Below are 10,502 nucleotides of genomic sequence, written 5' to 3' on the forward strand. Positions count from 1 at the left end.
GCTCCCTGCCCTGTAGATGGGGTATTTAGTTGAAACCGCTGGTGGAGATAAAATCGACGTCGGTTTTAGGCTCGGCACGCATCAGTAGACCGATGACCTGCTCCAGCGTGCGCCCTTCGAAGAGGATGGCATGCAATCCGGCGACCAGCGGCATATACACGCCGGCTTCCTGCGCCTTGGCCTTGAGTACCTTCAGGGTGTTCACGCCTTCGGCGACTTCGCCAAGACGCGTCACCGCATCCTCAAGGCTCAACCCCTGACCGAGGGCAAACCCGACCTGATAATTCCGGCTTTTGGGCGACGAGCACGTCACGATCAAGTCGCCCACGCCCGCCAGCCCAAGGAACGTCATCGGGTTTGCACCCTGATTCACCGCGAAGCGGGTCATTTCCGCCAATGCCCGGGTGATCAGCATGCTCTTGGTGTTTTCACCCATGCCCAACGCCACCGCCATGCCGGCGATGATCGCGTAAACGTTTTTCAACGCCCCGCCCAGCTCCACGCCATAGCGGTCGGCGCTGGCGTACACACGAAAGGTCTTGCCGTGCAGCGCTTCCTGGACCCGCTGGCAAAGCTCTTCGTCTTCGCTGGCGACCACCGTGGCGGTCAGCGCGTGTTCGGCGATTTCACGGGCCAGATTCGGGCCCGACAGCACGCCGATGCGCGCTTGCGGGGCGATTTCTTCAAGGATCTCGCTCATCAGCTTGAACGTATGGGCTTCGATGCCTTTGGTCAGGCTCACCAGCAGTTTGCCGCTCAAACGTTCGGCGTGAGGGACCAGCACCGAGCGCAGCGCGCTGGACGGCAGCGCGACGAAGCACAGGTCGCAGGCCTCCAGGGTGGCTTGCAGGTCTGTGACCGCTTCCACTGCCGGAAGAATCTTGATGCCTTTGAGGTAACGCGGGTTCTCACGATTGACCCGAATGGCCTCGGCCTGTTCCGGGTCGCGCATCCACAGCCGGACCTGATGCCCATTCTCGGCCAGCAGATTAGCCACGGCGGTACCAAAACTTCCGCCTCCCAGGACCGCAATTGGGCGCTGTTCAGTCATATGCAATCCGTTAATCCATACCAGTGGCGATGCCGGCATTATACGGAGCGGCCCGGTCGCGGCCAGCCCCAGCATCAATTACCGACACTTGTAGGAAGAAGACCAAGAAAACCGAGGAAAATGCCCATAACGTGACTGGAAAAGTCTTTGCGCTCGGTTAACATGCGCGCCAACTAACCGCTATCAAGGCCGTGCCGTGTCTTTTGGCTTTCCCCGTGCTCGCTCGCCGCTGGTATTGGCGCTGATCTTCAGCTCGCCATTGCTGGCCGACGATCTGTTCCTCGACAATGATCCGCTGCCGCAAGTGCTGACCGCGACGCGCCTGAAGCAATCGCCTGCGGCCGTGCCGGGAAGCATGACGGTGATCGACAGTGAACTGATCAATGCCAGCGGCGCGCGGGATATCAGCGAGTTGCTGCGGCTGGTGCCGGGGATGATGGTCGGCAATATCAGCGGCAATCAGGCGGCGGTGAACTATCACGGCACCAATGCCAGCGAAGCGCGGCGCATGCAGGTGTTGATCGACGGCCGCTCGGTGTACCGCGCCGGCCTGGCCACGGTGGACTGGAGTGATATTCCGGTGGCCATGGAAGACATCGAGCGCATCGAGGTTTTCCGTGGCCCGAACACCGTCAGCTACGGCGCCAACGCGCTGATGGCGGTGGTCAATATCATCACCCGCAAACCGGCCGACAGCCACGGCACGCGGCTGAAAGTCACCCGTGGCCAGCGCGGTATCAATGATTTCTACGCCAGCCAGGGCATGGGTTGGGACAGCGGCGACCTGCGTCTGTCGTTGTCCGGCCAACAAGATGACGGCTTCGACTCGGATCGCACCGGCGCCGATTACCGCGACAGCCGTCGCTTGAACCGCTTCAGCCTCGCCGTCAGCCAGACGCTCAATGACAACCAGAGCATCGACTGGCAACTGAATGCCAAGGACGGGACCAACCAGCGGCCCTATACCTACCGTCCGGTGTTCTCAGGGATTACCGCCGCGGGGAACAATTCCGACGTCATCGCCAAGGATTATGCTGGCTCGCTGCGCTGGAATCTGGACATCAATCCCGATCACAGCCTTTATATTCAAGGCTCCGCACAACACTGGGATCGCCAGCAAACCTGGCGCGCCTGTGATGCCGAGGTCTCATTCAGCCCGGAACTGACCCAACTTTGGCAGCTCAATCCCAATTACACCGAACGTCTGGCGCGCAACATGAACCGCTACGCCGGTTCGGGCGCGCCGGCGGGTACGGCGGCTGAACAAGCGCTGGCCAATCAGGTTCTGACGCAATGGCGAAACGGCGCCAGTAAAACGCTGTGCGGCGACATTGACCAGAGTGCCAGGGAATCGCGCTACGACCTCGAACTGCAAGACACGCTCAGCCTGTCCGACAGTCTGCGGCTGGTCAGCGGCATGAACTATCGTTACGACCGGGCCAACTCCGAGACCTACTTCAATGGCACGCTCGACGACACCACTTGGCGGGCGTTCGGCCAACTCGAGTGGCGCGCCACCGAACACTGGTTGTTGCAGGGCGGCGCGATGTACGAAGACACGCACTTGACCGGCAACTCGCTGACCCCACGGGTGGCGGTCAATTACCTGATCAACCCGCGCCACGGCTTGCGCGCGGTGTATTCGGAAGCCATCCGTTCGCCGGATATGTTCGAGAACAACGTCAACTGGAGCTACCAGGTCACCAACCTGAAGCCCAGTGCCTACGGCCAGTCCAGCGCCCGTTATTTCGTCAAGACCCGTGGCCCGGGCGACCTCGAACAGGAACGCATGCGCTCCCGGGAATTGGGTTACAACGGCTACTTCGCAGAGTGGGGGCTGGCGGTCGATGTGAAGCTGTTCTACGACGAAATCACCGGCATGATCAGTGAACCGCTGCGCAACAACCAGTACATCGCCAGTAACTCGAACAGCTCGCGCTTCTCCGGGACTGAAACCCAGCTGGATTGGCGCGTCAGCAGCGCCGATCGTCTGCGCCTGACCTATGCCTACGTCGATGCCGAGGCCAGCAACCCGCTGGATGCACAACAGACTGCGCGCAACAGCGGCTCCGCCGGTTGGCTTCGCAACTGGGGCCTGGGCTGGAACAGCGCGCTCTTCTACTATGGTGCCGACGCCCTCAATGGCTATCGCTTCGAACGGGTCGACACCCGCATCGCCAAACGCATCGGTTTGGGCAAAGCCAATCTGGAGCTGGCCGGGGTCCTCCAGCAACGCCTCGACAATCAGCCCACCACCTTCGTCGACAACAACTACGACGATCGCCGAGTGCTCTACTTCAGCGCGGAGCTGGAGTTCTAAGATGCAACATCGCCCGCCACCGAAGACGCCAACCCTTGGCCGCCTGCTGGCGGGGTTGTGCCTGGTGTTTATCGGGCTGCTGTGCCCTCTGCCGGCACGGGCCGCCGACATTCTGCTGACTGGCGCCGAGGACAATCCCGGCGTGCAGTCTTTCGTTCAAGCCCTCAGCGAGTTGCGCCCCTCCGACAATGTGCGCTTCCAGCCTGTCGCCAGCCTGCCGGCGCCAGGCCAATTGCCCGTCGACACCCGCCTGGTGCTGCTCGACTTACCCAGCCTCGACTGGCGCCTGCAAGACGCCCAAGGCCCGGCGACGCTGGTGTTGCGCATCAGTCGTTTGCAAGCCCATCAACGCTTGGGCAATGACCTGCCATCGCACCTGAGCCTGCTCTGGAGCGATCCACCGCTGGAGCGACAGTTGCGCCTGACCCGACTGCTCCTGCCTGAGGCCCGCCGGGTCGGTGTGCTTTTCGACAGCCACAGCGAATTCCTTTTGAAAGAACTGCGTCAGGCTGCCCTGCCCCTGGGCCTTGAAGTGGTCACCGAGCGTTGGGATAACACCCATGACAGCCGCCCCTTACAGGCCCTGCTGAAAAACAGTGACGTGCTGTTGGGCCTGGACGACCCTGATCTGTACAACCCGAAAACCGTGAAAAACTTGCTGCTCAGCAGCTATGCCCGGCAACTGGCGTTGATCGGTCCCAACGCAGCCTTTGTCAGGGCCGGTAGCCTGGCCAGTACTTACAGCGACCAGAACGATTGGCTGAAGATTCTCGACGAACTGCTCGACCGCCCCTCGAGCACCTGGCCACGCGCATTTTATCCGCAACACTTCAAGGTCTTAAGCAACCCGCAAGTGGCTCGTTCACTGAGTATTGAACCGATGAATGAAGCCTCTGTCGCAACACAGCTGGCCGAAGGAGAACGCCGCCCATGACCTTCCGTCGCGGTTGGGACATCAATACCCGCACCCAGATCATCAGCCTCGGCCCGGCCCTGTTGCTGACCTTGCTGCTGATCAGTTTTTTTACCTTCGTGCGAATCCAGGACCTGCGCCAGGAACTCAATCACACCGGTCAGCTGATCGCCAATCAACTGGCGCCGGCCACCGAATACGGGGTGATTTCAGGCAACAACGAGGTGCTCGAAAGTTTGCTCAAGGCCACCCTGGCCACGCCCAACGTACGCTTTCTGGAAGTACAGGACAGCGCCAACCGGATTCTGGTGTATGTCGAGCAACCGTCGGAAGCACACAACCGCTCGCATCAAGTCGAAGTGTTCCAGGCGCCGGTGCGCCTGCAACGCATCGCGCTCAACAATGACTTTTTCCAGAACAGTCGTACCGTTGCCAGTGCACCGGGCGAGGATTATCTGGGCCGGGTGATCGTCGGCCTGTCCAATGACGCGTTCAACCAGCGCCAGCAGGAAATCCTCTTCAAGGCCGGGATCCTGGCCTTGTTCGCTCTGCTGTTTACATTTCTGCTGGCTCGGCGCCTGGCCAGCAGCCTGTCTCAACCGATCCACGACATCGGCAATGCGGTCAAGGCGATCCAGGAAGGCGACTACAAAACGCCCCTGCCGATTGTCGACGACACCGAACTGGGCGCCCTGTCGCAACACATCAACAACCTTGCCCAGGGCCTTGAGCAAGCCAGTCGCGAACAGCATCAGGCGATGGCGCAATTGATCCAGACCCGCGAAGAAGCGGAAAAGGCCAACAACGCCAAATCCGATTTCCTGGCGATGATGAGTCACGAGTTGCGCACGCCGATGAATGGCGTGCTGGGCATGCTGCAACTGCTGGAAACCACCGAGATGACCGAGGAGCAGATCGAGTACGCGGCGCTGGCCTCGGAATCCACCGAACACCTGCTCAAAGTGATCAATGACATTCTCGATTTCTCGCGCATCGAGCGCTCGGAACTGGAGCTGGAACATATTCCGTTCAACCTCGCAGACCTGATCAGCAGCTGCGCCCAGTCGTTCCAGCACAGCGCGGTGCAACGCGGCCTGGACATGCAACTGCGGATCCCCGAGGACATGCGCGCCCTTCAGGTTCAGGGCGATCCAACGCGAATCCGGCAGATTCTGGTCAATCTGGTCGGCAACGCGCTGAAGTTCACCGAACGGGGCCGTGTCACGATCGAACCGCAGTGGCAGTCCCTGGATCATGAACTGCTGTGGTTCACCTGCACCGTACGCGACAGCGGAATCGGCATTCCGCCCGCTAGCCTGGAGTTGATGTTCAACGCGTTCCAGCAGGCCGACAGTTCTATTTCAAGACGTTACGGCGGAACCGGGCTGGGGCTGCCGATTGCCCGCACCCTGGCTGAGCGGATGGGTGGCACCTTGCGCGCGCAGAGCGAAGAAGGCGTTGGCTCGGTGTTCACCCTGGAAATCCCTTTGGCGCTGTATAAGCAGCCACTACCGGTGCTGACCCCGCGAGGGCATACCGGCGATGACCACGGCGAGGGTCGCAATGTGCTGCTGGTGGAGGACAACCCGGTCAACCGCACCGTTGTCGAAGCAATGTTGCGCAGTCTGGGCTTTACTGTCAGCGTCGTCACCGACGGTGCACAAGCAGTACGCAGTGCCGAGAATCTGACTTTCGAAGCGATTCTGATGGACTGCCGATTGCCGGTCATCGACGGCTACGAGGCCACCCGACAGATTCGTCGATTGCCCGGCTGTGCTGACGTGCCGATCATCGCCCTGACGGCCAATGCCTTGCAGGGCGACCGCGAAGCCTGTTTATCGGCGGGAATGAACGATTACCTGGCCAAGCCCTTCAAACGCACTGATCTGCAGCAAATTCTGCAGCGGTGGGTGCAGTAGAACAGGCCATTCGGCTATCTGCGACTGGCGTGAATGACGAAAGTGCGGCAGTCTTAGGCACCCGAACGAGCCCGAAAAGGGGCTTGAATAATAATTTCAGTGCACAAGTGTACATTCATGTCCTTGGTGCTGTGACTTTCACCACAACGCAATAGTCTATGAGTAGGCTGCTGACTCGAGGCATGAACGCTTCGATCGGCCGGGAAGATTCGCCCCACCCTGCCGCATGGACTATTGAGGAGCTCGCATGACCAAACAAAACGCCTTTACTCGGGAAGACCTGCTGCGCTGCAGTCGTGGTGAGCTGTTCGGCCCAGGTAACGCGCAATTGCCCGCCCCGAACATGCTGATGGTCGATCGCATCACCCATATCAGCGAAGAGGGTGGCAAGTACGGCAAAGGTGAATTGGTCGCCGAGCTGGATATCACTCCGGACCTGTGGTTTTTCGCCTGCCACTTCGAAGGTGATCCGGTGATGCCGGGCTGCCTGGGCCTCGACGCCATGTGGCAACTGGTCGGCTTCTTCCTCGGCTGGCAAGGCCTGCCGGGCCGCGGTCGCGCCCTGGGTTCCGGCGAAGTGAAATTCTTTGGCCAGGTACTGCCGACCGCCAAGAAAGTCACCTATAACATCCATATCAAACGTGTCCTGAAGGGCAAGCTGAACATGGCTATCGCCGATGGTTCGGTGACCGTTGACGGCCGCGAAATCTATACCGCCGAAGGCCTTCGGGTCGGCGTTTTCACCTCCACTGACAACTTCTAAGGGTTATTCGCATGCGCCGCGTCGTTATCACTGGTCTGGGCATCGTTTCGTGCCTGGCAATGACAAAGAGACCGTCACCGCTAACCATCGTGCAAGCCGCCCTGGCATCCGGTTCAACCCGGAATATGCTGAAATGGGTCTGCGTAGCCAGGTTTCCGGCTCCATTGACCTTCCCCTCGAAGAGCTGATCGATCGCAAGATCTATCGCTTCGTCGGCCATGCGGCGGCTTACGCCTACCTGGCCATGAAAGATGCCATCGCAGACTCCGGCCTGACCGAAGAGCAGGTTTCCAACGTGCGTACCGGCCTGATCGCCGGTTCCGGTGGCGCGTCGACCTTGAACCAGATGGAAGCGCTGGACATCCTGCGCGAAAAAGGCGTCAAACGCGTAGGCCCGTACCGCGTCACGCGGACCATGGGCAGCACCGTTTCGGCTTGCCTGGCGACGCCGTTCAAGATCAAGGGTGTGAATTACTCGATCTCCTCCGCGTGCGCCACCAGTGCTCACTGCATCGGTAACGCTGTGGAGCAGATCCAGTTGGGCAAGCAGGACATCGTGTTCGCCGGCGGCGGTGAAGAAGAACACTGGAGCCAGTCGTTCCTGTTCGACGCCATGGGCGCACTGTCCAGCCAGTACAACGAGACCCCGGAAAAAGCTTCCCGTGCCTACGACGCCAAGCGTGACGGTTTCGTCATCGCCGGCGGTGGCGGCATGGTCGTGGTCGAAGAGCTGGAACACGCTCTGGCCCGCGGCGCGAAGATCTACGCGGAAATCGTTGGCTACGGCGCGACCTCCGACGGCTACGACATGGTCGCCCCAAGCGGCGAAGGCGCCATCCGCTGCATGCAGATGGCCATGGCCACCGTCGACACTCCGATCGACTACCTGAACACCCACGGCACCTCGACTCCGGTCGGCGACGTCATGGAAATGAAAGGTGTGCGTGAAGTGTTCGGTGACAAGGCTCCAGCCATCAGCTCCACCAAGAGCCTGTCGGGTCACTCCCTGGGCGCCGCCGGCGTTCACGAAGCGATCTACTGCCTGCTGATGATGGAAGGCAACTTCATGGCGGGTTCCGCCAACATCGACGAACTGGACCCGGAAGTGGCAGACATGCCAATCCTGACCAAGACTCGCGAAGACGCCACCATCAACACCGTAATGAGCAACAGCTTCGGCTTCGGTGGCACCAATGCCACGCTGGTACTGAAGCGCTGGCAGGCGTAAAAGCTGCCGCAGGCTGCGATCTTTTGATCTTTAGCGCCCGTTAAGACGCTGAAAAGATCGCAGGCTTCGCCAGCTCCTACAGGTTTCGCATAAACCTGATAGAGCCCCACACAAAAACGCCCCGACTGGTTCGGGGCGTTTTTTTTGCGCTCGAATAATGGGAAACACCACGATCCTTGTGGGAGCGGGCTTGCTCGCGAAGAAGGAGTGTCAGTCGACATTATCTTGTCTGACACACCGCTTTCGCGAGCAAGCCCGCTCCCACAAAGATTACAGCGGTCAACAAAAACGCGGTTTCCTGCCTCTCGAACATGAAACATTTGTCATGAAACTCAATGGCCTGCGACTGAATGTCGCGTATTTCGCGGGCGGCAGGACTTTTGCCGATTCTGCAAGAATGGGTTGCCGAACTCTGCCGTTTACTTAGCCAGCTAACAAAACATATAACGGAGGCCTGCACACGCCTTGCTGCAGATAACAGAGATTGGAGCTAGCAGATGACTGTAAAAGTAACTGAACGCGACGATTCACATATGTCCCATGAAGGCATCGCCGCCGGTATCCGCATCTGGGATGTACATCAACAAGACCTGTTGGTCGGGATGTTTCACTCCGAAACCGAAGCCCACAAATACAAGGCCGAACTTGAAACACTGGAGCAGCAGCGCGAAGCGCGTTCTGCATAATGACCGCATTGAAAACGACAAACCCCGCCATGAGCGGGGTTTGTCGTTGTTGCAGTCTCTAACGGCTTACCACATCAGATCGTCAGGAATCTGATAGGCCGCGTACGGATCGTCTTCGGCGCTGACTTCTTCTGTCTTCACATTCAGCTGCACGATGCGCTGTGGATCTCGCTCCTGAATCTTCAGGGCCGCTTCACGAGGGATCACTTCGTAACCGCCAGCGTGATGCACGATCGCCAGCGAACCGCTGCTGAGCTTGTTGCGCATCAGCGTGTTGACGGAGATGCGCTTGACCTTCTTGTCGTCGACGAAGTTGTAGTAGTCCTCGGTGGTCAGCTTGGGCAGACGCGAGACTTCGATCAATTGCTTGACCTGGGCGGCGCGGGCCTTCGCCTCTGCTTTCTCCTGCTGCTGACGGTTCAGTTCCTGGTCGCGCTTGACCTTCTCGGCCATGGCTTCCTGAGCGGCACGCTGCTGGGAGTCATCGAGTTCAATCTGACCTTTGTGGGCCAGACGTTGCTGCTTCTGCTTCTCTTTGCCGACCTGTTTGGCCTGCTTTTGGTTGACCAGCCCTGCTTTGAGCAACTGGTCGCGAAGGGAAAGGCTCATGGTGCTTATTTCTCACTTAGGCAACTGCTCAACCGCAGCTGGGCAAATTCTTTTCCTGACGTTTGGCTTCGCCCCACAAGGCGTCCAACTCTTCGAGGGTGCAATCTTCTATGGGACGGTGGGTGTCGCGCAATGCCTGTTCGATAAATCGGAAGCGTCTTTCAAACTTTGAGTTCGCGCTGCGCAGTGCGGTTTCCGGATCGACCTTGAGGTGTCGCGCCAGATTGACCACGGAAAACAGCAGGTCGCCGACTTCATCGGCAATCGCCGTCGAGTCATTGTCGGCCATGGCTTCGAGCACTTCATCGAGCTCTTCGCGCACCTTGTCGAGCACCGGCAAGGCGTCCGGCCAGTCGAAACCGACCTGCCCTGCGCGCTTCTGCAGTTTTGCCGAACGGGACAGCGCCGGCAACGCGGCAGGCACATCGTCGAGCAAGGACAACTGCTGCGGCGCCGAAGACTTCTCGGCGCGCTCTTCAGCCTTGATCTCTTCCCAGCGCTGCTTGACCTGCTCTTCATTCAGACGCGGGATGTCCAGCGGCGCATACAGATCACCGGTGGGGAACACGTGAGGATGACGGCGGATCAGTTTGCGCGTGATGCTATCGACCACGCCATCGAACTCGAAACGCCCTTCTTCCCGGGCCAGCTGGCTGTAATAAACCACCTGGAACAACAAATCGCCCAACTCACCCTGCAAATGATCGAAGTCCCCGCGCTCAATCGCATCGGCGACTTCGTAGGCTTCTTCCAGGGTGTGCGGGACGATGGTCGCGTAGGTTTGCTTGATGTCCCACGGGCAGCCGTATTGCGGGTCGCGCAGACGGTTCATCAGGTGCAGCAGGTCTTCAAGTGAATACATCTTCTAATCTCTACACACTTCACTTGTAGGAGCGAGGGGGGGGGGGGGGGGGGGGGCGCGAGAAGAAACCACCCCCCCCGGCCGCCCCCCCCGCCACACGCGGGGACCCAAAAAAAAAAATCGACGATGAGCCCAGGATGGGTGTGTGGGG

General features: G+C 59.6%; 8 protein-coding genes and 1 pseudogene. 6 read left to right on the forward strand and 3 right to left on the reverse strand.

The window, feature by feature from the left end; genetic code table 11:
- Positions 1–25 precede the first annotated feature (25 nt).
- Entirely contained in the window at positions 26–1,051 is a 1,026-nt protein-coding gene (locus tag ACIPLA_RS23375; RefSeq protein WP_401176346.1) for an NAD(P)H-dependent glycerol-3-phosphate dehydrogenase, read from the reverse strand.
- A 196-nt stretch (positions 1,052–1,247) separates the two neighbouring features.
- Here ACIPLA_RS23375 and ACIPLA_RS23380 point away from each other — a divergent pair, with 196 nt between their 5' ends.
- From ACIPLA_RS23380 to ACIPLA_RS23405, 6 genes and pseudogenes are all read left to right on the forward strand, one after another.
- Complete coding sequence (locus ACIPLA_RS23380) at positions 1,248–3,371, forward strand: TonB-dependent siderophore receptor (RefSeq protein ID WP_192345654.1); 2,124 nt, start codon at positions 1,248–1,250, stop codon at positions 3,369–3,371.
- 1 nt (position 3,372) lies between these two features.
- A complete protein-coding gene (locus ACIPLA_RS23385; protein WP_401176350.1) occupies positions 3,373–4,305 on the forward strand; it encodes an ABC transporter substrate-binding protein in 933 nt (310 codons plus the stop codon).
- Positions 4,302–6,203, forward strand: coding sequence for an ATP-binding protein (locus tag ACIPLA_RS23390; RefSeq protein WP_401176353.1), 1,902 nt, complete (start codon positions 4,302–4,304; stop codon positions 6,201–6,203). Before ACIPLA_RS23385 ends, ACIPLA_RS23390 begins: the two co-directional genes overlap by 4 nt.
- Positions 6,204–6,450: 247 nt before the next feature.
- Positions 6,451–6,966 carry a 3-hydroxyacyl-[acyl-carrier-protein] dehydratase FabA gene (gene fabA, locus ACIPLA_RS23395; protein WP_007899046.1) on the forward strand — a complete coding sequence of 172 codons (516 nt, stop codon included), beginning with the start codon at positions 6,451–6,453 and terminating at the stop codon, positions 6,964–6,966.
- Between the two features lie 11 nt (positions 6,967–6,977).
- Positions 6,978–8,194: pseudogene (fabB, locus tag ACIPLA_RS23400) on the forward strand (beta-ketoacyl-ACP synthase I).
- Positions 8,195–8,691: 497 nt separating this feature from the next.
- A complete protein-coding gene (locus ACIPLA_RS23405; RefSeq protein WP_008011665.1) occupies positions 8,692–8,880 on the forward strand; it encodes a hypothetical protein in 189 nt (62 codons plus the stop codon).
- A 66-nt stretch (positions 8,881–8,946) separates the two neighbouring features.
- On the opposite strand, the gene ACIPLA_RS23410 is transcribed toward ACIPLA_RS23405, so the two are convergent.
- Positions 8,947–9,489: a DUF2058 domain-containing protein gene (locus ACIPLA_RS23410; RefSeq protein ID WP_123495908.1), complete on the reverse strand. Its 543-nt coding sequence runs from the start codon at positions 9,487–9,489 to the stop codon at positions 8,947–8,949.
- A gap of 28 nt (positions 9,490–9,517) precedes the next feature.
- Entirely contained in the window at positions 9,518–10,351 is an 834-nt protein-coding gene (gene mazG / locus ACIPLA_RS23415; protein WP_218394135.1) for a nucleoside triphosphate pyrophosphohydrolase, read from the reverse strand.
- Between the last annotated feature and the right edge of the window lie 151 nt (positions 10,352–10,502).

Source organism: Pseudomonas sp. NPDC086112, from assembly GCF_044746425.1.
Classification (GTDB): domain Bacteria; phylum Pseudomonadota; class Gammaproteobacteria; order Pseudomonadales; family Pseudomonadaceae; genus Aquipseudomonas.